Here is a 23,335-nt window from a genome sequence, read left to right as displayed (position 1 = left end):
GCGTCCCGCGCCCTACCGTCCCCCCACCCTGACCACGGACCGGTACGCACGGAGCGCCCACATGCACCAGCCCCTCGACATCGACCACGTCGTCCGCCTCTACCGCACCTACACCGACGACCTCGAACGGGTCCGCGAGGAACAGCGCGCGCTGCTCGCACCGCCCCACGCGATGAAGGCCCAACTCGACGACATCGAGGCGGAGATCACCTATCTGCTGCTGCGCGAGGCCCGGCCGGAGACGGTGGTGGAGATCGGCACGTTCCACGGCTGGTCCACCACCTGGATCCTGCGCGCCCTGCGTGACAACGGCACGGGCCATCTGTACTCGTACGACGTGGTGGACCACGTCCTGCGCGAGGTGCCAGGCCGACTCGCCGAGGGACGCTGGACGTTCACGCAGGGGGACGTACGGGAGAACCTGGAGAAGGTCCCCGACACGGCGGACTTCCTGTTCATCGACGCCGCGCACTCCGCGCGCTTCGCCCACTGGTACGTCCGGCACCTGCTGCCGCGCATGCGGCCCGGCATACCCGTGTGCGTCCACGACGTGTTCCACGGGCGCCGGGCGCTGCCGTTCACCGAGGGGGCGGTGGTGCTGCGCTGGCTCGCCGAGCGGGGGAACCGGTACTTCACGGCGTCCCGGGCGCACGCGCCCGAGATCCACGACCGGCTGAACGACGTCAAGCGGCGCCTGGCCCTCGGACATCCCGTCAAGGACAGCAGGGACAACCCCATGATCTTCTTCAGCCTGTCCTGAAGCCGTTCCTGACCTGGTCGAAGACGGGGCGGTAGGTGTCCCACTGCGCCTCGGGCGCCGAGAGGTAGATGTCGTACTCGCGACCGCCCTCACGGCCGTAGCCGAGGTCGATGGCGCGGAACGGGCGGGCCCGGCCGTGGAAGGTGAACTCCCAGACGGCGGCGGGCTGTTCGCGGAAGGTCGTGCGCTGCATGCGGATCCGGCGGTAGGTCGGGTAGTTGACCTTGGTGTTCGCCTCGATCTCGGCGAAGTGGTCGGCGGGGTTCGGGCCTGCGGGGGCGACCGTGCCGATGGTGATGCCGGCGAGACCGGATGGTGTGGTGTAGGTGACCTGTTCCGCTGTGCGGTTGCGGGGTGTCCAGCCGTCCGGGACGGGGAAGGAGATGCCGAGCTTTGCCTCGTGGACGAGGTGGTAGCCCTTGGGGGCGGGGGGTGGGCTTGTGCTGTCGTCGGGTTTGGCTGCGTCGCGCGGGGCCGTCGCGTACAGGGTGGTGCCCACGGCCAGGGTGGTCAGGGTCGCGGCGAGGGTGGTGATGCGGCGGCGTCGGCGGGTGCGGGTGGTTCGCGGCTGGTCGCGCCCCGCGGCGGAGCCGCCTTTCGACACGGCCCCGCGCCCCTGGGGGGCGTCGTTCACCACTGCCCTGAGGGAACGTTCTGTCTCTTCCGCGGACGGGCGGACCTCCGGGTCCCTCGCCAGGAGGGACTCCAGGAGGGGGCCCAGCGGGCCGGACCGGCGCGGTGGGGTCAAGGGGTCCGTGGCTATCGCGTAGGCCGTTTCCATCGCCGTCGCGCGGCGGAACGGGGGACGGCCCTCCAGGGTCTGGTAGAGCGTCGCGCCCAGGGCCCACAGGTCCGATGCCGGGCCGGGGGTGAGGCCACGGACGCGTTCCGGGGCCATGTACTCGATGGAGCCGACCATCTCGCCGGTCCTGGTCAGCGTCGACGAACCGGCCGTCATGGCGATGCCGAAGTCCGTGAGGACGACCCGGTCGCCCGCGCCGAGGAGGACGTTGCCGGGCTTGACGTCGCGGTGCAGCACGCCGGCCTCGTGCGCGGCGCGGAGGGCGCCCACCATGGCCAGGCCGATGCGGGCCGCCTCGTCGGGCGGGAGGGTCCGGCCGCCTTGGAGGAGGTCGCCGAGCGTGTGGCCGGGGACGTACTCCATGACGACACAGGGGCGGCCGTCGTCCTCCACGACGTCGTGCACGACGATGACGTTGGGATGCGTGACACGCGCGGCGCTGCGGGCCTCCCGGCGCATGCGCTCGTACAGCGTGCCGAGCTCGTCCGCGGACAGGTGCGGCCGCTCGTGCAGCTGCTTCAGGGCGACCAGGCGTCCCAGCAGCTCGTCGTCGGCGCGCCACACCGTCCCCATGCCGCCCCGGCCGATCCGCTCGGCGAGCCGATAGCGCCCGGCGACGAGTCGCCTCTCGTCCGCCACCGTGTGTCCTCCGCCACCTTGTCCGTTCTTGGGCGCCTTGGTACGCCCTGGTCACCATAACGGGCGACCCCGGGCCGACCCGGGCCGGAAGTGAGGCGGATCACGGCCCCGATCGCCGGGAGGGGTCCCGTCTCCCTGGAGCGGTTCACCCGGCCGTTGCAGCCGCCCCACGCCTTCAACGACGACGTGGGCACCGAACTCGACCTGGTGCACGCCTTCTCCACCGCGCGGATCCTCAGCAAACGCCGGAGCCCCGGTGACCGTCACCTCCGGCCCCTGGACCGGCCGCCTGGACCGCGCCCGCACCCTGCTCCTCCCCGCGGCCCTGGGCGAGGTCCGCGTCCAGGGCCCCGCCGACGTACTGATCGGCTACGTCCCCGACGCCCTGTAGCGGGCCGGTGACATTCGGGACGGACCCGTAGCAGGTGTGCAGGGCAACGTATGCGGGAGGTGACGGGTCGTAGTGGATGCAAGGGCTGAAGCCCGCGCATTCGACTACATGGGGGAAAACATGGGGAAGACCATGCACGGCCGTACCCGAGGCATCCGTACCACCGTGGCGGCGCTGGCCGCGCTGGCGGCCGTCGCCGGTGTCACCGCGGCCGCCGTCCCGGCCGCCGCCGCACCGGCATCCGACACACCCCGGTTCCTGGAGCCGGCCGAACTGCCGCCGCACCCGGCCTCGCCCTGGTACGCCGGTCCGGTCACCGCGGGGCAGCCCGACCCGCTGCCGGTCTGTGTGGGCGATGCCCTGCCGTCCATCGCCTCCCACCGCTCGTACTGGACCGAGTACGACACCAACGCCCAGCAGATCACGGTCGTGGAGCGCAGTGAACAACGGGCCAAGGACTTCGCGGCGCTGCTGCGCAAGGACCTCGCCGGCTGCGCGAAGAAGCTGATGGAGCAGGACCCCGACATCACGGCGACGCAGAAGAACTACGGCCGGCTGGACGTCGAGGAGGGCGCCCATGTCTACGGCCTCCACACCGCTTCGGCGTGGGGTTCCTCCGACATCGGCCTGTTCTCGGTGGGCCGCGACGGCACGACCGTGACGGTCGTCCGGTGGGGCCAGATGGGCAACTTCCAGCACGCCCAGGTGTCCGACTTCAAGGCCACCACCGTCACGGCGGTCGACAAGCTGTACTGACGGGCTCAGCCGCTGCCGGGCCCTGTGCGGCCGTCGTAACCGTCGTACACCACAAGCCCGTCATCGCGCAGTCGTGCGCCGGGCGTCGGCGCATGGGCGCTGAGGCGCCCGTCGTGCATGAGGTGGTGAACCGGCACGCCGCGGGCGAGTACCGCGAAGTCGGCGATCAGCCGGCGGTGGCAGCGCCACCAGACCGCCTCGCTGCACATCACGGCGGTGCGGCCTTGCGCGGCCTCGCGCAGCACCCGGTCCATGGCGGTGACGAAGTCGGGGGAGCGGGTGTGGGCGGCGTAGCCGCGGAAGGAGGCGTTGCGCCAGACGATGTCCGGGCTGTCCACGGGAGGGGTGCGGAACCCGCCGAGAGCGGGTTCCCACCGGTAGGCGATGCCGCGGCCCGGCATCCACTCGGCGAGCCGCCGCCGCGACAGATCGGGGTCGCGGCGGCTGCCGGGAGCGATCCGCACGTCCACGACGGCCGTGACACCGGCGTGGCCCAGCAGATCGGCGATCCGGTCCCGGTCGGCGGTGCTGTGCCCGAAGGTCAGCAGAAGCACGTCCACGGCGCCGGACTTTCCCGTTCTCGCGGTCCTACACCTGACACCCGGTCGATGCCCGGGGCGCGGATCATCCCTGCCGCACCGGTACCACGACCATCTCCGCGACATTGACGTGCGGCGGCGCCGACACCGCGAAGGCGATGGCCTCGGCGACGTCCTCCGCGGCCAGGGGCCCCAGGCCGGAGCGCAGGCGGGACAGGGCCTCGCGCATCCCGAGGTCCTGCATGTCCGCCCCGAGTTCGGTGCCGGTCACGCCCGGCTCGATGTTCTTCACGCGGACACCGCGCGGCCCGAGTTCGGCACGCAGATTGCGGGTGAGATGGGCGACGGCCGCCTTGGTGGCGCAGTAGACGGACCAGTCGGGAAAGAGGGCGTGTCCGCCCACGGAGCCGACGTGGACGAGGTCCGCCGGGCCGCCGCGGGCGCCCGCGGCGAGGAGGTCGTCGGCGAAGGCGCGGGAGGTGTGCAGCAGGCCCCGCAGATTGACGTCGATCATGCGGTCCCACTCGTCGGCCCGGCCGCGTTCGAAGGGAGCGCCGAGCATGACGCCGGCGTTCGCGACGACCAGGTCGACGGCGCCGAGCGCCCCGGCGACGGCACGGGCGGCCTCCGGCACGGCCCTGGTGTCGGTGAGATCGACGGCGACCGGCAGGACGGCTCCGGGAGTGGCGCGGCGCAGTTCCCCGGCCAGCGCCTCCAGACGGTCTTCGCGGCGGCCCAGCAGCGCGACGCGCGCACCGCCGTCCGCCAGGCGGCGCGCCGTCGCGGCACCGATCCCGCTGGAGGCGCCGGTGACGACCGCGACCCGGCCGGTGAGGGGGAGGGAAGGGGAGGTGTGTGTCATGCCGTCCACCGTGCGTGCGCCGTGCACTCTCGACCAGGCCGCACCGCCCGCAGGAGAGCGGATCGTAGGAGTGGCGCGGCCACCTTGCGGGCTCCCGCGGCCCCGGGGCCGGACCTACGGTGGAGGACATGGACAGCGACAACCGGCTCGGCCGGTTCCTGAGTGCCCGGCGTGCCCTGGTGACCCCCGAGGAGTCGGGGCTGCCGACCGGGAGCCGGCGCCGGGTGGCGGGCCTGCGCCGGGAAGAGGTCGCGATGCTGGCGGGGGTGAGCACCGACTACTACGTCCGCCTGGAACAGGGCAGGGAACGGCACCCCTCGGCGCAGGTGGTCGACGCGCTGGCCCGGGCACTGCGCCTGGAGGACGACGCGGTCGACCACCTGCACCGGCTGGCACGCCCCGTCGCCGCCCGCCCGCGTGGCCGCACGCGGTCCGAGCCGGTGAGTCCGGTCCTGCTGCGCATGATGGAGGGCTGGCACAGCACTCCGGCGGTGGTCCTGGGCCGCTGCCTGACCGTGCTGGCCCACAACGCCCTCGGGCGTGCGCTGTTCGCCGGTCACACCCACAGCGGTGACCTGCTGCGCCTGGTCTTCCTCGACCCGGACGCGCGGGACTTCTACCCGGACTGGGACCGCGTGGCGGTCAACACGGTGGCCGGGCTGCGGGCTGCCGCCGGGACCGGCCACGACGACCCGCTGCTCATCGCGACCGTCGGCGAACTGTCGTTGAGGAGCGAGGAGTTCCGCCGACTCTGGGCCCGCCACGACATCCGCCAGAAGACCCGTGAGACCAAGCGCTTCCGGCACCCGCAGGTCGGTGAACTGACCCTGGACTACGAGTCGCTCACCGTCAACAGCGCCCCCGGCCAGCAACTCGTCGTCTACCAGGCCGCCCCGGGCAGCCCGTCCGAACAGGCGCTCACCCTGCTGGGCAGCCTCGGCGCGGGCGACCAGCGCCCCACCGAATCGACCACTGAATCGACCAAGGACTTTCGCACATGAACGACAGCACACCCGTCTGGTTCATCACCGGCTGCTCCACCGGCCTCGGCCGTGCCCTCGCCACCACCCTCCTCGAACGCGGCCACCGGGCGGCGGTCACCGCCCGCGATCCGCGTACCGTCGCCGACCTGGCCGCCGGCCACGGCGAGCGGGCCCTCGCCCTGGCCCTCGACGTCACGGACCCCGCTCAGGTGGCCGAAGCCGTGGAGCGGGCGGAAGCGGAGTTCGGGCGGATCGACGTCCTGGTGAACAACGCCGGCTACGGCTATCTCGCCGCCGTCGAGGAAGGGGAGGACGCGGAGGTCCGGGCCCTGTTCGACACCAACGTCTTCGGGCTCGTCGAGACCACCCGGGCCGCCCTGCCGGGCATGCGCGCCCGCCGGGCCGGTCACATCGTGAACATCTCCTCCCTCGGCGGCCTGGCAGCCTTCGGTGCCACCGGCTACTACCACGCCACCAAGTTCGCGGTGGAGGGACTGTCCGAGTCGCTCGCCGCCGAAGTCGCCCCGCTCGGCATCGGGGTGACGATCGTCGAGCCCGCCGCGTTCCGCACCGACTGGTCCGGCCCCTCCATGCGCCAGTCGGCCACCGTGATCGACGACTACGCGGCGACCGCCGGCGCACGGCGCGCCGCCACCCTGGCCACCTACGGCCACCAGCCGGGCGATCCGCTACGGGCGGCCGCGGCCGTCATCGACGCCGTCGAGTCACCCGAGCCCCCGCTGCGTCTGCTGCTGGGCAAGGCGGCGTACGACATCGCCACCGCACGGCTCGACACGCTCCGGGCCGGCTTCGACACCTGGCGGGCCGTCACGGTCGGCGCCGACTACCCGGCCGCCTGACCGAGGCTCAGGTGTGACGCCTGTCGTAACTGGGCCGACTCGGCCGTGGCGCGCGGGGATGATCTCGGTCCGCTGCACGGCGTTCCCTTCACGATCAAGGATTCGTTCGACACGGCGGGCGTGGTCACGACACAGGGATCGCGGCTGTTCGGCCACCACGTTCCGGCCGAAGACGCGACTGCCGTGGCGCGGATGCGTGCCGCGGGCCTCACTCGCAACCCCTGGGACCTGCGGCGGACCCCGGGTGGGTCCAGCGCGTTGAGGCCGCCGCGATCGCGGCCGGCAGTCTCGGCCTGGGCAATGACGTGGCCATCTCGGTCCGTGGCCCCCGCTCATTTCACGGGCATCGTGGCCCTGAAGGCAACCCACGGCAGCATCCCGTACACCGGCCACTCAATCGACGCCGTTCACTGTTCACGGGCCTGTCTTGGCAGGGGCCCGCACCATCTCGAACCTGAGGTCACGATTTCGACCTCTGTGCAGAATCCATGTATGTCTCGTAGTTAACCTTTGTCGCCCGGCTCTTAGTGCACTAGGGAATGCCGGTCGGGCTGGGGAGGGGTAGCTGTGAAACGGGTGCGGTACCGGTGGCGAGACGAATACGAGAGTGACCCGGAGTACCAGCGGATCCTGGCGAGGCTGGAGCTGCCCTGGTGGAAGCGGCCAGTGGCGCAGGTGGCTGTCGTCGCTTCTGCCGAAGCGTTCGTCGTAGGCGCCTTGATCGGAAGCGCCCAGGACAGTACGGACAGTCCTTCACCGTCCTCCTCGGACCAGGTGCAGCCACAGAACGAGGAGCCCGCCGGACTGACGTACCAGCAGAAGCAGCAGATTCTCTTCAAGTTCTGCACCTCGGACCAGATGCGCGGGCCCGCTGGGGACAGTTCGGTATTCCCGACGTGTATGGGTGACTACTACGTGACGGACCAGGGGATGGTCATGCCCAAGTAGCCCAGGAGGCGCGCCCTGGTCCGGTCAGGCCGGTTGGGCCTGAGCCGCGGCTGGGGCAGACGGTTGCGGGCGGGCGCGCAGCCGCACGGTCAGCGCGCTTGCACAGCCGGCGAGGATGCCGAAGACGAGCGCCGCAGACACACCTGAGCCCACAGAGACGTAGTACAGCAGTGGCCCGCCGGTGCTGCCCTGATAGGAGAGCAGCGAGTTCCACAACCCACTCACTACGACGCCGAGGGTGGTGGCGGCGACGGCGCCGAGCGCGTAGGCAGGGTAGGTCACGCGGTCGAGCAGGACGGCCAGCAGCCGCAGCCCCCACCAGACCAGGGCCAGCAGCGCCACATCGCCGAGCCGGTACAGCAGCCAGCGTCCGAAGCCGGAGCCGGTGGGCATGGTCCAGGCGCTGAGCTGGACCCACTGCCGGAGCAGATCACCGGGCTCGGACAGCCCCCCTCCGCCACCGAACCCGGTCTGGATGCGCCCGGCGACCCGGTCGTTGGAGAGCACGATGAGGGCGAAAGCGACCACGACGGTGCCCAGGGTTGCGGCGAGCCGTGCGGTGGCCGTGGTCGGCACGGCCGGGCGTGTTTCTGATGCCGTCTCGCGCCGCAGCAGGGTCATGAGGCCGGTGACCGCCGCTGCGGCCACCAAGGCGGCGCCCACCGGAAGTTCGCGGCCCTGAGACATGGCGCTCGCGAGGCCGGGTAGCAGCCGGAATGTCGCCGAGCCGCCGGAAGCGACCATCCATGGCGCGGAGACAGTGACAGCCAGCATGGCCGCGGTGATGCCCCAACCCCACAGGGCCGCCACGGTGACCACAGCGCGCCTGACGCCGCGGCCCGAGAGCCGACGCAACAGCGGCAGCGCGCCGCAGGGGAAGAGAAGGACGAGCGCGGCGTAGCGCACCTGCATGGCGCTCTCTCTCAGAGCCGCGTAGTCCGCGCCGTGACCGACCGCGCCGACGGGATCGGTGAACTGAGTTGAGGACGGGAGGTCGGTCGACCACGGCATCGTCCACGCCAACAGGCGGTTTGCTTGGTCGGGGCCGAAGAATCGAGTGGCGCCGGGCAAACTGAGTGCGTGGGCACTGGAGCCCGCCCACCAGAGCAGTCCAGCCAGCAACAGTGCCCCGAAGAGCGCCGGTCCAAGCGCACGCCGATACGCCATTGCTTGATCCCCCCTTTGCCCGCTCCCGCGGGTTCCGCTTCCGCCCGGTAGGCGGAGGCATGACAACGGCGACAGATGTAATCAGACGCTGAAGGCGCGGTCACCCAAGTACGCAGGATTTGAGTACGCATACTCATGAGCCCGCCCCGGCCTCGCGGAGCGTCTGAAGGACCCGGCCGTCCGGGCGCCACGTCGCCACTTCGAGGTCCCAGAGGTGCCGCCGCATTCCTTCCCGACCCGCATTCCTGCAGTTCAAGGGGAGTGCGGCGGCACCCGCCGGTCAGATGTCCCGGAAGATCTCGATCTGCGCCCCGATCGAGTTCAGCCGCTCCGCCAGGTCCTCGTAACCCCGGTTGATGACATACACGTTGCGCAGCACCGACGTGCCCTCGGCCGCCATCATCGCCAGCAGGACGACCACCGCGGGGCGCAGGGCCGGCGGGCACATCATCTCGGCGGCGCGCCAGCGGGTCGGGCCCTCGACCAGGACGCGGTGCGGGTCGAGGAGCTGGAGGCGGCCGCCGAGGCGGTTCAGGTCCGTCAGGTAGATCGCGCGGTTGTCGTAGACCCAGTCGTGGATGAGGGTCTTGCCCTGGGCGACCGCCGCGATGGCCGCGAAGAACGGCACGTTGTCGATGTTCAGGCCGGGGAACGGCATCGGGTGGATCTTGTCGATCGGCGCCTCCAGTTTGGAGGGCCGGACGGTGAGGTCCACCAGCCGGGTGCGGCCGTTGTCGGCGAAGTACTCGGGCGTGCGGTCGTGGTCGAGGCCCATCTCCTCCAGGACCGCCAGCTCGATCTCCAGGAACTCGATCGGCACCCGGCGCACCGTCAGCTCGGACTCGGTGACCACCGCCGCCGCGACCAGGCTCATCGCCTCGACCGGGTCCTCGGAGGGGGAGTAGTCCACGTCGACGTCGATGGTCGGCACGCCGTGCACGGTGAGCGTGGTGGTGCCGATGCCGTCGACCTTGACGCCGAGGGCCTCCAGGAAGAAGCACAGGTCCTGGACCATGTAGTTGGAGGACGCGTTGCGGATGACGGTGATGCCGTCGTGCCGGGCGGCGGCGAGCAGCGCGTTCTCGGTGACCGTGTCGCCGCGCTCGGTCAGCACGATCGGACGGTCGGGGCGGACCGAGCGGTCGACCATCGCGTGGTACTGGCCCTCGGTGGCGGCGATGTCGAGACCGAACCGGCGCAGCGCGATCATGTGCGGCTCGACCGTGCGCGTACCGAGGTCGCAGCCGCCGGCGTAGGGCAGTTTGAAGTGGTCCATGCGGTGCAGCAGCGGACCGAGGAACATGATGATGGAGCGGGTGCGGCGGGCCGCGTCCGCGTCGATCGCCGCCAGGTCCAGCTCGGCCGACGGCACGATCTCCAGGTCGACACCGTCGTTGATCCACCGGGTGCGGACGCCGATCGAGCCCAGTACCTCCAGGAGGCGGTACACCTCCTCGATGCGGGCGACGCGGCGCAGCACCGTGCGCCCCTGGTTGAGCAGTGAGGCGCACAGCAGCGCCACGCACGCGTTCTTGCTCGTCTTCACGTCGATGGCGCCGGACAGCCGGCGGCCGCCGACCACCCGCAGGTGCATCGGACCGGCGTAGCCGAGCGACACGATCTCGCTGTCGAGGGCCTCCCCGATACGCGCGATCATCTCAAGGCTGATGTTCTGGTTGCCGCGCTCGATCCGGTTCACGGCACTCTGGCTGGTTCCGAGCGCCTCCGCCAGCTGCGACTGGGTCCAGCCCCGGTGCTGCCGGGCGTCACGGATGAGCTTGCCGATGCGTACGAGGTAATCGTCTGCCATGCGGTTGAGGTTATCTCAGATATGAGATGGCACCCGGCCGGGGGGGTCCATTCGGGTGACAGGAAGTCAATCCTCCCTGGTGGCTTCAGTGTCGACGGGCGGTACGCGTACGCCGCCACCCGAAAGGTCCGGGCAAATCCATCGATGTCGTACGACGTCCCGTACTGCTGCGGGTGTAACGCGGGCCGTTCTTTCCGCCGCCGGTGGTGATGGACCAGGAGCGTTTGTTGATGTTCAGGCGCACCCCCGGAAGGATCCGGAAACTCTTGCGGAACGTGAGCGGCATGCCTGACTCCTCTCCGTTTGTGGCGTGGGTACCCGGTTCGAATACCCCGGAGAGGGGTGTGCATGACCGCATGGCGGACGCCGGGGCATGACCTACCGGCCCCGGTGTACTAGAGTTATCTCGACATCGAGATATCTGCCGGGGAGCACCGCAGCCGCCAGCCCCGGTAAGGCCTACCTAACTTAGCCTTACCTTAGCGGATCGGCCGAGATGCCGTGGCGGCAGGATCGTGGTGGTACGCGCACATCAATGAAGGAGACTGTCGTGTCGGCGAACAGCTTCGACGCCCGCAGCACGCTGCAGGTGGGCGACGAGTCGTACGAGATCTTCCGGCTGGACAAGGTCGAGGGCGCCGCGCGCCTCCCTTACAGCCTGAAGGTGCTGCTGGAGAACCTCCTCCGCACCGAGGACGGCGCGAACATCACCGCCGACCACATCCGCGCCATCGGCGGCTGGGACTCCCAGGCCCAGCCGTCCCAGGAGATCCAGTTCACGCCGGCCCGCGTGATCATGCAGGACTTCACCGGCGTGCCCTGTGTCGTGGACCTCGCCACCATGCGTGAGGCCGTGAAGGAGCTGGGCGGCGACCCGGCGAAGGTCAACCCGCTCTCCCCGGCCGAGCTGGTCATCGACCACTCCGTCATCGCCGACAAGTTCGGCACCAACGACGCCTTCGCGCAGAACGTCGAGCTGGAGTACGGCCGCAACCGCGAGCGCTACCAGTTCCTGCGCTGGGGCCAGACCGCCTTCGACGACTTCAAGGTCGTCCCGCCGGGCACCGGCATCGTCCACCAGGTGAACATCGAGCACCTGGCGCGTACGGTCATGGTGCGTAACGGCCAGGCGTACCCCGACACCCTCGTCGGCACGGACTCGCACACCACCATGGTCAACGGCCTGGGCGTCCTCGGCTGGGGCGTCGGCGGCATCGAGGCCGAGGCCGCCATGCTCGGCCAGCCGGTCTCCATGCTCATCCCGCGTGTCGTCGGCTTCAAGCTCACCGGTGAGCTCAAGCCCGGCACCACCGCCACCGACCTCGTGCTGACCATCACCGAGATGCTGCGCAAGCACGGCGTCGTCGGCAAGTTCGTCGAGTTCTACGGCGAGGGTGTGGCGGCCACCAGCCTCGCCAACCGCGCCACCATCGGCAACATGTCGCCGGAGTTCGGCTCGACCGCGGCGATCTTCCCGATCGACGACGAGACGATCAAGTACCTCAAGCTCACCGGCCGTTCCGAGCAGCAGCTCGCCCTCGTCGAGGCGTACGCCAAGGAGCAGGGCCTCTGGCTGGACCCGGCCGCCGAGCCCGACTTCTCCGAGAAGCTGGAGCTCGACCTGTCGACGGTCGTGCCCTCCATCGCCGGTCCGAAGCGCCCGCAGGACCGCATCGTCCTCGCCAACGCCGCCGAGCAGTTCAAGCAGGACGTCCGCGCCTACGTCAACGACGAGTACGAGGCCAGCAAGGAGTCCTTCCCGAGCTCCGACGCCCCCTCGTCGATCCCGAACGGCGCTCCGTCCAACCCGGTCACCGTGACCGCCCCCGACGGCACCTCGTACGAGATCGACCACGGCGCGGTGACGGTCGCGGCCATCACCTCCTGCACCAACACCTCCAACCCGTACGTCATGGTCGCCGCCGCCCTGGTGGCCAAGAAGGCGGTGGAGAAGGGCCTGACCCGCAAGCCGTGGGTCAAGACCACGCTCGCCCCGGGCTCCAAGGTCGTCACCGACTACTTCGAGAAGGCGGGCCTGACCCCGTACCTCGACAAGGTCGGCTTCAACCTCGTCGGCTACGGCTGCACCACCTGCATCGGCAACTCCGGCCCGCTGCCGGAGGAGGTCTCCAAGGCCGTCAACGACCACGACCTCGCGGTCACCTCGGTCCTCTCCGGCAACCGGAACTTCGAGGGTCGTATCAACCCCGACGTCAAGATGAACTACCTGGCGTCCCCGCCGCTGGTCGTGGCCTACGCGCTCGCCGGCTCGATGAAGGTGGACATCACCCGTGACGCCCTGGGCACCGACCAGGACGGCAACCCGGTCTTCCTGAAGGACATCTGGCCCTCCGAGGCCGAGGTGAACGACGTCGTCGCCAACGCCATCGGCGAGGACATGTTCTCCAAGTCCTACTCGGACGTCTTCGCGGGCGACGCCCAGTGGCAGGCGCTGCCGATCCCGACCGGCAACACCTTCGAGTGGGACCCGCAGTCGACGTACGTCCGCAAGCCCCCGTACTTCGAGGGCATGACGATGGAGACCACCCCGGTCTCCGACATCTCCGGCGCCCGCGTGCTCGCCAAGCTGGGCGACTCGGTCACCACCGACCACATCTCCCCGGCCGGTGCGATCAAGGCCGACACCCCGGCCGGCAAGTACCTCACCGAGCACGGCGTCGAGCGTCGCGACTTCAACTCCTACGGCTCGCGCCGAGGCAACCACGAGGTCATGATCCGCGGCACGTTCGCCAACATCCGCCTGCGCAACCAGATCGCGCCGGGCACCGAGGGCGGCTACACGCGTGACTTCACGCAGGACGGCGGCCCGGTCTCCTTCATCTACGACGCCTCGCAGAACTACCAGGCCGCCGGCATCCCGCTGGTCGTCCTGGCCGGCAAGGAGTACGGCTCCGGCTCGTCCCGCGACTGGGCCGCCAAGGGCACCGCGCTCCTGGGCGTCAAGGCCGTCATCGCCGAGTCGTACGAGCGCATCCACCGCTCGAACCTCATCGGCATGGGCGTCCTTCCGCTCCAGTTCCCGGAGGGCCAGTCCGCGTCGTCCCTCGGCCTGACCGGTGAGGAGGCCTTCTCCATCTCCGGCGTCACCGAGCTCAACGAGGGCACCACCCCGCGCACGGTGAAGGTCACCACCGACACCGGCGTCGAGTTCGACGCGGTCGTCCGCATCGACACCCCCGGCGAGGCGGACTACTACCGCAACGGCGGCATCATGCAGTACGTGCTGCGCAGCCTGATCCGCAAGTAAGCGGACGGCAGGGCAGTCAGGGCGGTACGAGGGCCGCGTCCCCGGGTGACCGGGGGCGCGGCCCCTGCCGTTGACGCCCGGGGCCGGGTGGCCGACGGCGGGGTCATCGCCCACGCTCAGGCTGAACACAGGGTTCCCCCAGCGGGCCGGGACAGGATCGGTACATGTCTGGCACCCCCGGGTCACTGCGCACCCGGCTCCTCGTCCGCATCGGTGCCGCCCTCGTCGCCGTCTGTGCCGCGATGGCGCTCACCGGCGTCCTCGCCCAGCGGGCCTATCTGCTCGACCGTCTCGACGACCGGCTCATGGACGCCGCCGAACACGGTCTGGCCCGGGTCTCGCTGCGGCCGCACGACGACCGGGACCTGACGTTCCTCGACGGCGGCGGGCACCCCGACGGGCTGCTCGCCGCCCGGCTCGACGCGCACGGCGCGGTCACGGCCGGGGCGGTGACCGGCCCGGACGCCACACCGCGCAACCTGACCCCCGGCCAGCGCGCCGCCCTGCGCGGCATCGCCCCCGACGGCACACCCCGCACCCGGACCGTCCCCGGCCTCGGCACCTACCGGGTCACGGGGCTGGACGCGAGCGGAGTCCGAGTCCTCGCCGGACTGCCCCTGGACGACGTACGGGAGATGACGAACCGCCTGGCCGTGGTGGAGGCGGCCGTCACAGCGGCCGGGCTCGCCGTCGCGGGCGGCGCCTGTGCCGTGGCCGTACGGCGTCAGCTGCGTCCCCTCGGCCGGGTCGCCGCCACCGCCGCCGAGGTCGCCCGGGCGCCGCTCGGCCGCGAACGGATCGGCCGGCTGCCGCGGGTGCCCGAGGCGGACACCGACCCCGGCAGCGAGGCGGGTCGGGTCGGCGCCGCGCTCAACCGCTTGATCGACCATGCCGAGACCGCCCACGCCGAACGCCGCCGGGGCGAGGAACGGGTGCGCCGCAGCGAGGAGCGCATGCGCCGCCTCCTCGCCGACGCGGGCCACGAACTCCGTACCCCGCTGGCGGCCATCGTCGGATACGCGGAACTCATGAACCGCGGCACCGGCCCGGTCGACCCGGCGCCGGTCTGGCGCCGGGTCGCCGCCGAATCGGCCCGCATGACGGGCCTGGTCGAGGACCTCCTGCTGCTCGCCCGGCTGGACGAGGGCCGCCCCCTGCCGGCCACCGAGGTGGACCTGGCGGCGCTGGTCGCCGAGGCCGTGTGGCAGGCGCGGGCGGCGGACGAGGAGCACACCTGGCGGCTGGCGCTGCGCCTCGACGCGCCGGCGCTGGTCACCGGCGACGAACCGGCCCTGCGCAAGGCCGTGGCGAACCTCCTCGCCAACGCCCGTGCGCACACCCCGCCCGGCACCACGGTCGTGGCCACGGTGGAGGCCGGCGCCGAGTGCCGCCTCATCCGCGTCCGTGACGACGGCCCCGGCATTCCACCGCACCTCCTCGCCACGGTCTTCGACCGTTTCACCCGCGCCGACCCCTCCCGCTCGCGCAGCGGCCCGGAGGCCGGGGGATCCGGTCTCGGCCTGGCCGTCGTCGAGGCGATCGCGTCCGCGCACGGCGGGCACGCGGGTGTGCGCAGCGCACCGGGGCACACCGAGTTCACGGTGGAGCTCCCTCCCGCCGCGCGGACGGAGGTGGAACTGCCGTCCCCGGCCGGGGCGATGGGGCTCTCCGAGCGGCGGTGACCGCCGGGTCACTCACCCCGGTACTTCGCCGCCGCCGCCTGGGCGAGGTCCTGCGACTTCTCCAGGGCCGTGTCCACCGACTGCTGTCCGGCGATGGCCGCGGCGATCTGCTCGGAGACCGCCGTACCGAGCACGGCGAACTCGGGAATGCCCAGGAAGCCGATACCGGTGTAGGGACGGGGGCCGACGCCGGGGTTCCTGGGGTCGGCGGAATCGGTCGCCGCCGTGTACTCCTGCCGGTACCAGGCGTCCGCCGCCTGCTGGTACTCGGGGTTGGAGTAGAGCGACCTGCGGTTCCCGGCGGGTGCCGCGGTCCAGCCCACCTCCTTCCCGACCAGCTCCTGGTACTCCTTGGAGGAGGCCCAGGAGATGAACTCCCAGGCGGCGTCCTTGTTCTCGGCCGCCTGCTGGATGCCCCACGCCCAGGTCCACAGCCAGCCGGCCTTCTCCGTCCGGTCGTGCGGGGCCGGGACGTAGCCGACCTTGCCCTTGACCGCGGAACCGTCGGCCTCGATCGACGAGGCCAGTGACGTGGCGTCGTACATCATGGCGCACTTGCCCGCGACGAACCTGTCCAGGATCTCCAGTACGCCCATCCGGTCGGCGCCGGGCTGGCCGTGGGAGCGGAGCAGGTCGACGTAGAACCCGACGGCCTTCCTGAACTCGGGTGAGGTCAGGCGGGCGTTCCAGTCCGTGTCGTACCAGGTGCCGCCGAAGGTGTTGACGACCGTGTTGAGTGGGGCGAGGTTCTGGCCCCAGCCGGGCAGGCCGCGCAGGCAGATGCCGCTCGCGCCGTCGGTGCCGTCGATCCGGGCGGCGAGGTCGGCGACCTGCTCCCAGGTCGGGTTCGGCGGCATGGTCAGCCCGTCCTTGCGGAAGAGGTCCTTGCGGTACATCAGGAAGGAACCCTCGCCGTAGAACGGCTCGGCGTAGAGCTTGCCGTCCTCGCCGGTCAGCGAGGACACCAGGTTGGGGAAGACGTCGTCCTGGTCGAAGTCCTCGTCCGCCTTCACATAGGAGTCCAGCGGGGCGAGCCAGCCGTTGTCCGCGTAGATCGGCACCTCGTACGCGCTCAAGCTCGCCACGTCGTAGGTGCCGGCCTGGGTCGCGAACTCGCGGTTCATCCGCTCCCGCGCCTCGTTCTCCGGCAGCAGGGTGTAGTCGACCGTGATGCCCGTCTCCGCGGTGAAGTGCCTCTTGGTGAGCTTCTTCAGGGTCTGCATCTGGGACGCGTCCATCGCGAGCACGCTGATGTCGGCCTGCTCAGCGCCGGGCGCGTCCGTGTCACCGCATCCGGCGAGGACCAGGCCGGCGACGGCCGTGGCGGCGACGGCCGCCCGGGCCAGGCGGCTGCGTTTCATGACAGTCCGGCCCCTACCCATCTTTGCCGTTTCTTAGGCATTCCGGGACAAAGTGATGAATCAGGGACGGCCCCGCCGGGCCGCCGCGCGTCTGGAGAGCGCGTCGGCCGCGACGGCGGCCAGCAGCACCCCGCCCGTGATCATGAACTGCACGGCGTCCTCCACTCCCAGCAGCCCCATGCCCGAGGCGACCGACTGGATGACCAGCACACCGAGCAGCACGGACCAGGGCGAGCCACGCCCGCCGAACAGGCTCGTACCGCCGATGACGGCCGCGGCGATCGCGTTGATCAGCAGCATCCCGGAACCGGCCGCACGGGCCGTCGTGGGGCTCGCCGAAGTCAGGCCCGAGGCCACGAACAACCCGCCGACCGCGGCCAGCGTCCCCGACACCATGAACATCGCGACCCGCACCCGCTCCACGGAGATGCCCGCCCGGCGAGCCGCCTCGACCCCGCCTCCGAGCGCGTACACCCGCCGCCCGTAGCGCGTGCGGCGCAGCACGTAGTCCGAGACGACGAGAACCACCAGGAAGATCAGCAGCGCCAGCGGCAGCCCCTGGAACCGGTTGAGCGTGTAGGCGGCGGTGAAGGCGAGCACCGCGAGGACACCGGTGCGCACCCAGATCTCGACCGGCGGCCGGTACGGCATCCCGGCGGCCCGGTGCCGGGCGCGCTTGCGGTGGGCGGCCAGGAAGTACCCGGCCGTGCCGAGCGCCGCCACCGCGTAGGCCGCCATGTCGTCACCGAAGTGCCGGCTCGTCAGGGAGGCGACCAGGCCCTCCTCGTCGATGTTGATGGTGCCGCTCGCGCCCAGCAGGTCGAGCGTCAGGCCGTTCCAGATCAGCAGCCCCGCGAGGGTCACGACGAACGCGGGCACGCCGAGCCAGGCGAAGAAGAGCCCGTGGAAGGCGCCCACCGCCATGCCCCCGGCGATCGCCACGATCACCGCGAGCCACTCCGGCATCCCGTGGTTCACGTTCAGCACGGCGAACACGGCGCCCGCCAGGCCGCTGACCGAGCCGACCGACAGATCGATCTCCCGGATCAGCAGCACGAACACGATGCCGACGGCGACCAGGCCGGTCCCGACGATGTCCACGCTGAGGTTGGACAGGTTCCTCGGCGAGAGAAAGTTGTCGTCCAGCGCCTGGAAGAGGCACCCGATCACGATCAGCCCGGCGATCACCAGGAGTGGTCCGCGCTCGCCGTCGCGCACACTTCCGCGCATCTCCAGGGCGTACGCGCGCAGCGTGCCCGACCAGCCGCGGGTGCGCGGCGGGCGGCCGGGCGCGACCGGCCGGGCGCCGCCGCCCGGCGCGGCAGGCCCACCGCCGGGGTGCGGCCCGCCCCCGGTCACGGCCATGCCTCCTCGTCGCCCTTCGTGCGATGCGCCACGGCGTTGTCCGCCGCCCCGGTGACGGAGGAGATGATCTGCTCCTGCGTCACCGTGCTCACGTCGAACAGACCGTTGTTGCGGCCGAGGCGCAGCACGGCGACCCGGTCCGCGACGGCCTTGATGTCGCCCATGTTGTGGCTGATCAGGATGATCGCCATACCGCGGTCGCGCACCTCCTCGATGAGGTCGAGCAGATGGCTGGTCTGCTCGACACCCAGGGCGGCGGTGGGCTCGTCCAGCAGCAGGACCTTGGGCGCGCCCATGAGCGAGCGGGAGATCGCGACGGCCTGCCGCTGCCCGGCGGACAGCGCCGCGACCGGCATGCGCACGTCGGGGATACGGATCGACAGGGTCCGCATCAGATCGCGGGCCCTGCGCTCCATCTCCACCTCGTCGAGGATGCCCACCCGGTCGATCTCCCGGCCGAGGAAGAGATTGCCCACGACGTCGAGGTTGTCGCACATGGCGAGGTCCTGGTAGACGGTCGCGATGCCCAGGCTGTGGGCGTCGTGCGGGCGTTTGATCTGCACGAGGTGCCCCTCCCACTCGATGACGCCCCGGTCGGCGGGGCTGATGCCCGAGATCACCTTGATCAGCGTGGACTTGCCGGCGCCGTTGTCGCCCGCCAGGGCCACGACCTCACCGGCCCGGACCTGGAGGTCGACGTCCACGAGCGCCTGCACGCCGCCGAACCGCTTGGAGATGCCGCGCAACGCCAATACGGGTGGATGGGCCACAGGGGGTCACCTCCCTCACCGGGTGAGCCCGATCCGGTCGCAGGTCGGCCGGAGCTTCGGAGTGCAGATCTGGTCGATCGTGTATACGCCGTCCCGGACGAGCGTCTGCCCGATCATCTCGGCCGTCACCGGGACCGGGTCGAGCAGCACCGCCGGGACGTCCTTGGTGGTGGGGCTGTCCACGCTCGTCGTGACCAGGGCGTCGACGTCGTTGCCGCGCGCCAGGGCGACGGCCATGGCGGAGGCCGCCTCGGCCTCCTGCCGGAAGGGCTTGTAGACGGTCATGTACTGCTCCCCCTTGACGATGCGCCGCACGGCGTCGAGGTCGGCGTCCTGGCCGGTGACCGGGGGCAGCGGCGAGATGCGGGCGCTCTTGAGCGCCGCGATGACCCCGGTGGCGATCGAGTCGTTGGCCGCGAGCACCCCGTCGATCTGGTTCGTGCCGAGGGCGCTGATCGCGGCGGACATGTGGTCGTGCGCGTTCTCCGTGCGCCAGCCCAGCGTGTTGTACGACTTGAGAATCCGCACCTTGTCCCGGAGCACCGACCGGGCGCCGCCCTCGTACCAGGCGGCGTTGGGGCTGGACGGGTCGCCGTTCACCATGACGACACCGCCGTCGTCGGCCCTTGCCCCCATGCCCTTCAGCAGCGCCTCGCCCTGGAGCCGGCCCACCCGGTCGCCGTCGAAACTGACGAAACCCGAGATCGGGCCCTCGGCGAGCCGGTCGTAGGCGATGACCGGGATGCCCGCGCGGTCCGCGGCCCGGACCGAGGAGCGCAGCGCCCTGGGGTCGACGACGTCCAGGATCAGGGCGGACACACCCTTGGTGATCATCGAGTTCATCTGCTGCCGCTGGCTCGCCGCGTCGTTCTCCGCGTTGGCGTACACGACCCTGCAGTCGGAGCACAGCTCCTTCACCCGCTTCTCGATCATGGGCTTGTCGGACTGCTCCCAGCGGGGCACCGCGCGGCTCGGCAGCAGCAGCCCGACGGTGAGCCCGCCCGCGCCCTCCCCGCCGTCCTCGCTGCAGCCGACCAGGGCCACCGTCAGGACGGCCGCGACGACCCCGGCCCCCACCCGCCACCTACGGCCCCTCATCCCGCCCCTCCCTCCTGGTGGGACCGACCGCGTCACCGGGGGCGACTGCCGGGCTGCCGTCGCTGTCCGGGGTTCGGCCTTCGGCCGGGTCCCGGTCGCGGTCTCGGCTCCGGCTTCGGCCTGAACCCCTGCCGCCTCCGCTCCGGTCGCGGGTTCGGCCCACGCCCCAGACCCGGTTACGGCCGATGCCCCAGCCCCGGTCCCGGGCCGGCTGCGGTTCCTCCGCCGGCTCGATCGTCGGCTGCGCCTCCGGCGTCGCTTCCGCTTCCGGTTCCTGGTCCGCCTCCGGGCGGGACACGACGATCTCGCTCCACACCTGCTTGCCGCCGCCGACCGGCACCGACCCCCAGGCCGCCGACAGCGCCTCGACCAGGAAGAGCCCCCGGCCGCCGGTCGACTCCCAGTCCACGACCACCGGCTTGGCCGGCGCCCGCGGCGAGGAGTCGCTCACCGTCACCCGCAGCCGGTCCGCCGCCAGGGTCAGGTCCAGCCGGAGCGCGCCCTGCGTGTGCACCAGCGCGTTGGTGACCAGCTCCGACACCACCAGCAGAACGGTGTCGGCCTCGGCCACGACGTCCCACGAACGCAGCGTGCGCGCACTGAACCGGCGGGCGTGCATGACCGCGTCCGGCAGCCGCCACACCACCCAGCCCGCCCGCACCGGCCGCACCCGCATCCCGTCGTAGCGCAGCAGCAGCAACGCCACGTCGTCCTCCCGCCGGCCGGCCTCGCCCAGCAGGTCGTCGGCCATCCGCCCCGGGTCGGCAGGATCCGCCGCGGCGAGCAACTCGCGCACGATCCGCATGCCCTCGTCCACGTCCAGTTCGGCCGACTCGACCAGGCCGTCCGTCACCAGCGCGAGCACCGAGCCGGGCGCCAGCGCCACCGCCGTCAGCGGGAACTCCGCGTCCTCCAGCACCCCCAGCGGAAGCCCGCCCTCGACCGCGATCTCCTCCGTGCCGCCGTCGGGATGACGCACCAGCGGCGACAGATGCCCGGCCCGCACGAACAGCGCGTTGCCCTCCTCCATGTCCAGCTCGACATAGCAGCACGTGGCGAACAGATCGGTCTCCATGCCGACGAGCAGCCGGTTGGCGTGCGCGACGACCACGTCCGGCGGATGACCCTCCACGGCGTAGGCCCGAACCGCCGTGCGCATCTGGCCCATGATCGTCGCGGCCCCGGCGCTGTGCCCCTGCACATCCCCGATGACCAGGGCCACCTTCCCGTCCGACAACGCGATCACGTCGTACCAGTCACCGCCCACCTGCAGCCCGCGCCGGGCGGGCAGATAGCGGGCCACGGCGATGCCGCCGGGCAACTGGGGGAGACGGCGCGGCAGCAGGCTGCGCTGGAGCATCGTCGCCAGTTCCTGCTCGGCGTCGTAGGCGTGCGCGCGGATCAGGGCCTGCCCCACCAGCCCCGCGGTCGCCGTCAGCAGGGCCCGCTCCTCGGGCGCGAACTCGTGCGGCGCGTCCCAGCCGACCAGGCACACCCCGGCCACCCTGCTCTTGGCCGGCAGCGGCAAAACCGCGAGCCCGCCGGGGCCGATTTCCGCGAGTCCGGGTTCCAGCGCGGTACCCGCCGGCCACAGGCTCATCCGCCCGTCCCGCACCGCGGCATGGAGCGTGGGCAGGGCCGTGACCGGCGCGTCGGGCCACTCCGAGCGCCACTCGGAACGCCACAGCTCCGGCCAGGCACCGGCACCCGGCGGATCGAGCACGGTGACCGCCAGCCGGTCCTCCAGCAGTTCGGCGAGCGCCACCCGGTCGGCACCGAGCGGCTCGCGCAGCGCGGCGACCACCACGCGGCTGACGTCCCGGACCGTCGTGGCGTCGTCGAGCGCGGCCGTCAGCCACTGGATCCGGGCGACGTCGCTGGCGCTCCGCCGCAGCACCGGGGCCGCGGTCACCACACCCAGCACCCGCTCCGGGGCGCTGTCGGGCCCCTTCAGCACCCGGCAGCTCAGGCGCAGCCAGCACAGTTCACCGGTGGCCCGGCGGGTACGGAACTCCAGTTCCCGGCGCCCGGGGGTCTGCGCGGACGGTTCGATGACCGACAGCAGGGCCGGGACGTCCTCCGGGAGGCTGTACGAGAGCAGCGTGTCGGTCTTGCCGTCGAAGCCGCCCTCGGGGATGCCGACCAGTTCGAGCAGGGCCGGGTCCGTCTCGACCAGCCCGGTGCCGGGGGTCAGGGCGAAGGAACCCACCCCCAGGGCACGCAGGGCGGAATCCAGCAGCGGCGAAGGGGCGGACCGGTCGGCCTCCCCCCGGAGCCGCCCGGCGATCGCCTCGGCGTACCGCTCCAGGAACTCCCGCTGCTCGCCCCCGAACCCCTCCCCGGGTTCTCCCACCACGGCCAGGCATCCCAGCCACCCGCCGGCGGCGCCCAGCGGCACCACCCCGAGCGGCGCGCCGGTGGCTCCGCCCTCCAGCCGGCCGGCGAGCCACAGCGGCCGGCCGCTCCGGAAGGCCTCCACCACGGCGGACCCACTGTCCCCGGACACCGCCGCATAGCCGGGCGCCGGAGCGGGCGAGGTGCCCCCGCCATGCCGCACACGACCCGGCAACCCGTACCGCTCCGGCTCGGCACCGGCGGACTCCACCAGCTGGAGCTCCGCACCGTCCTCGCTGCGCACGTACACCGCCGCCAGCGCCACCCCGGCGAACGCCAGCACCCGCTCCCGCGCGGCGGACTCCGGCGTGGGGCGAGGCGAACCGGCGCCCCCGTTCCCCGGCACCCGAAAACCGGGGACCGTGGCCCGGGCATCGCCGTAATGGGGCATGTCCGCATCCACCTCCCGTCCATGCCGCAGCCACCGGCAGGTGGGAGTCCCCGGAACTCAGGCGACGACGACGCGGCGGCTCCACGCCCACGTGAGCGGCAGGGCACCCACACCTCAGAATCGCATACCTGGATAACAGCGACATATGGGATGGAGTGTGGGATCGGCGAGGGGATCGACGGGCCGGCCCGCTCGGGCGTCCGGCGATTTCCGCCCGCGCGCGTCTCCCCGAGCCGCCACCCGGCTGACGTTGCCCCACATGGCCCAGGCCGAGATCGCCCGGCGGCCGGTGACGGTGCCGCTGCCGCGTCTTCAACGTCGCTCGCGAGCGGGCCCGGCCGCCGGGATTCACTGGCCACCGGCCCCGCCCGGGGCGACGGACCTGCCCGGGGCGACGGTTCAGCCGGGGCCGGTGACGCGGTGCTGCTGCCGCGTCTCCACGGTCGCCCGGTGCTGCTGCCGCTGCCGCATCTTCACGGTCACCCGCGA

The 23,335-nt window shown here is 71.7% G+C and carries 20 protein-coding genes; 9 read left to right on the top strand and 11 right to left on the bottom strand.

The window, feature by feature from the left end; genetic code table 11:
• The first annotated feature begins 61 nt into the window (after window positions 1-61).
• Window positions 62-760: a class I SAM-dependent methyltransferase gene (locus MQE23_RS11535; RefSeq protein ID WP_020274535.1), complete on the top strand. Its 699-nt coding sequence runs from the start codon at window positions 62-64 to the stop codon at window positions 758-760.
• On the opposite strand, the gene MQE23_RS11530 is transcribed toward MQE23_RS11535, so the two are convergent.
• The gene (locus tag MQE23_RS11530) at window positions 747-2,201 is read right to left on the bottom strand and encodes a serine/threonine-protein kinase (protein ID WP_020274536.1); all 1,455 of its coding nucleotides are present in this window, start codon (window positions 2,199-2,201) and stop codon (window positions 747-749) included. The two genes, MQE23_RS11535 and MQE23_RS11530, sit on opposite strands and share 14 nt — an antisense overlap.
• A 256-nt stretch (window positions 2,202-2,457) precedes the next feature.
• On the opposite strand from MQE23_RS11530, the gene MQE23_RS43510 reads away from it, so the two are divergent.
• Together MQE23_RS43510 and MQE23_RS11525 are read left to right on the top strand one after the other, a co-directional pair.
• The gene (locus MQE23_RS43510) at window positions 2,458-2,592 is read left to right on the top strand and encodes a hypothetical protein (protein ID WP_020274537.1); all 135 of its coding nucleotides are present in this window, start codon (window positions 2,458-2,460) and stop codon (window positions 2,590-2,592) included.
• 120 nt (window positions 2,593-2,712) lie between these two features.
• A complete protein-coding gene (locus MQE23_RS11525; RefSeq protein ID WP_020274538.1) occupies window positions 2,713-3,348 on the top strand; it encodes a hypothetical protein in 636 nt (211 codons plus the stop codon).
• A 5-nt stretch (window positions 3,349-3,353) separates the two neighbouring features.
• Here MQE23_RS11525 and MQE23_RS11520 read toward each other — a convergent pair whose 3' ends face one another.
• A complete protein-coding gene (locus MQE23_RS11520) occupies window positions 3,354-3,908 on the bottom strand; it encodes a DUF488 family protein (RefSeq protein ID WP_020274539.1) in 555 nt (184 codons plus the stop codon).
• Between the two features lie 64 nt (window positions 3,909-3,972).
• A complete protein-coding gene (locus MQE23_RS11515) occupies window positions 3,973-4,749 on the bottom strand; it encodes an SDR family oxidoreductase (RefSeq protein ID WP_037668029.1) in 777 nt (258 codons plus the stop codon).
• A 128-nt stretch (window positions 4,750-4,877) separates the two neighbouring features.
• Between MQE23_RS11515 and MQE23_RS11510 the strand changes: the two genes are divergently transcribed.
• The 4 genes from MQE23_RS11510 to MQE23_RS11495 are packed head-to-tail and all read left to right on the top strand — an operon-like array spanning window position 4,878 to window position 7,540.
• Window positions 4,878-5,750, top strand: coding sequence for a helix-turn-helix transcriptional regulator (locus tag MQE23_RS11510; RefSeq protein WP_037668023.1), 873 nt, complete (start codon window positions 4,878-4,880; stop codon window positions 5,748-5,750).
• Window positions 5,747-6,592 (top strand): oxidoreductase, encoded by an 846-nt coding sequence (locus tag MQE23_RS11505; RefSeq protein WP_020271313.1) that lies wholly within the window; start codon window positions 5,747-5,749, stop codon window positions 6,590-6,592. The genes MQE23_RS11510 and MQE23_RS11505 overlap by 4 nt, the downstream gene beginning before the upstream one ends.
• 45 nt (window positions 6,593-6,637) lie before the next feature.
• A complete protein-coding gene (locus MQE23_RS11500; RefSeq protein WP_243379094.1) occupies window positions 6,638-7,099 on the top strand; it encodes an amidase family protein in 462 nt (153 codons plus the stop codon).
• Window positions 7,100-7,159: 60 nt separating this feature from the next.
• Entirely contained in the window at window positions 7,160-7,540 is a 381-nt protein-coding gene (locus MQE23_RS11495; RefSeq protein ID WP_243379092.1) for a hypothetical protein, read from the top strand.
• A 24-nt stretch (window positions 7,541-7,564) separates the two neighbouring features.
• Here the strand turns inward: MQE23_RS11495 and MQE23_RS11490 are convergent, their stop codons facing one another.
• From MQE23_RS11490 to MQE23_RS11480, 3 genes are all read right to left on the bottom strand, one after another.
• Window positions 7,565-8,707 (bottom strand): hypothetical protein, encoded by a 1,143-nt coding sequence (locus MQE23_RS11490; RefSeq protein ID WP_243379091.1) that lies wholly within the window; start codon window positions 8,705-8,707, stop codon window positions 7,565-7,567.
• A gap of 280 nt (window positions 8,708-8,987) precedes the next feature.
• Window positions 8,988-10,517, bottom strand: coding sequence for a UDP-N-acetylglucosamine 1-carboxyvinyltransferase (locus MQE23_RS11485; RefSeq protein ID WP_020271318.1), 1,530 nt, complete (start codon window positions 10,515-10,517; stop codon window positions 8,988-8,990).
• 85 nt (window positions 10,518-10,602) lie between these two features.
• Window positions 10,603-10,803 carry a DUF4236 domain-containing protein gene (locus tag MQE23_RS11480; protein WP_078650671.1) on the bottom strand — a complete coding sequence of 67 codons (201 nt, stop codon included), beginning with the start codon at window positions 10,801-10,803 and terminating at the stop codon, window positions 10,603-10,605.
• A 264-nt stretch (window positions 10,804-11,067) separates the two neighbouring features.
• Between MQE23_RS11480 and acnA the strand changes: the two genes are divergently transcribed.
• A complete protein-coding gene (acnA, locus tag MQE23_RS11475) occupies window positions 11,068-13,785 on the top strand; it encodes an aconitate hydratase AcnA (protein WP_037668026.1) in 2,718 nt (905 codons plus the stop codon).
• A gap of 164 nt (window positions 13,786-13,949) precedes the next feature.
• On the top strand, window positions 13,950-15,467 hold the full coding sequence (locus MQE23_RS11470; RefSeq protein ID WP_243379089.1) for an ATP-binding protein: 1,518 nt from the start codon (window positions 13,950-13,952) through the stop codon (window positions 15,465-15,467).
• A gap of 8 nt (window positions 15,468-15,475) precedes the next feature.
• On the opposite strand, the gene MQE23_RS11465 is transcribed toward MQE23_RS11470, so the two are convergent.
• From MQE23_RS11465 to MQE23_RS11445, 5 genes are read right to left on the bottom strand one after another with little or no spacing between them, the layout of a single operon-like run.
• On the bottom strand, window positions 15,476-16,828 hold the full coding sequence (locus MQE23_RS11465; RefSeq protein WP_020271321.1) for a sugar ABC transporter substrate-binding protein: 1,353 nt from the start codon (window positions 16,826-16,828) through the stop codon (window positions 15,476-15,478).
• 60 nt (window positions 16,829-16,888) lie between these two features.
• On the bottom strand, window positions 16,889-18,193 hold the full coding sequence (locus tag MQE23_RS11460; protein WP_243379088.1) for a sugar ABC transporter permease: 1,305 nt from the start codon (window positions 18,191-18,193) through the stop codon (window positions 16,889-16,891).
• Window positions 18,184-18,963, bottom strand: coding sequence for an ATP-binding cassette domain-containing protein (locus MQE23_RS11455; protein ID WP_037670252.1), 780 nt, complete (start codon window positions 18,961-18,963; stop codon window positions 18,184-18,186). The genes MQE23_RS11460 and MQE23_RS11455 overlap by 10 nt, the downstream gene beginning before the upstream one ends.
• Window positions 18,964-18,978: 15 nt before the next feature.
• Window positions 18,979-20,061 carry a substrate-binding domain-containing protein gene (locus tag MQE23_RS11450; RefSeq protein WP_037670254.1) on the bottom strand — a complete coding sequence of 361 codons (1,083 nt, stop codon included), beginning with the start codon at window positions 20,059-20,061 and terminating at the stop codon, window positions 18,979-18,981.
• Window positions 20,048-22,846 (bottom strand): SpoIIE family protein phosphatase, encoded by a 2,799-nt coding sequence (locus tag MQE23_RS11445; RefSeq protein WP_243379087.1) that lies wholly within the window; start codon window positions 22,844-22,846, stop codon window positions 20,048-20,050. The genes MQE23_RS11450 and MQE23_RS11445 overlap by 14 nt, the downstream gene beginning before the upstream one ends.
• Window positions 22,847-23,335: the final 489 nt, after the last annotated feature.

The organism is Streptomyces sp. HP-A2021 (genome assembly GCF_022807935.1).
In the GTDB taxonomy this organism is placed as follows: domain Bacteria; phylum Actinomycetota; class Actinomycetes; order Streptomycetales; family Streptomycetaceae; genus Streptomyces; species Streptomyces afghaniensis.
This window is presented reverse-complemented; position numbering and strand designations above follow the sequence as displayed.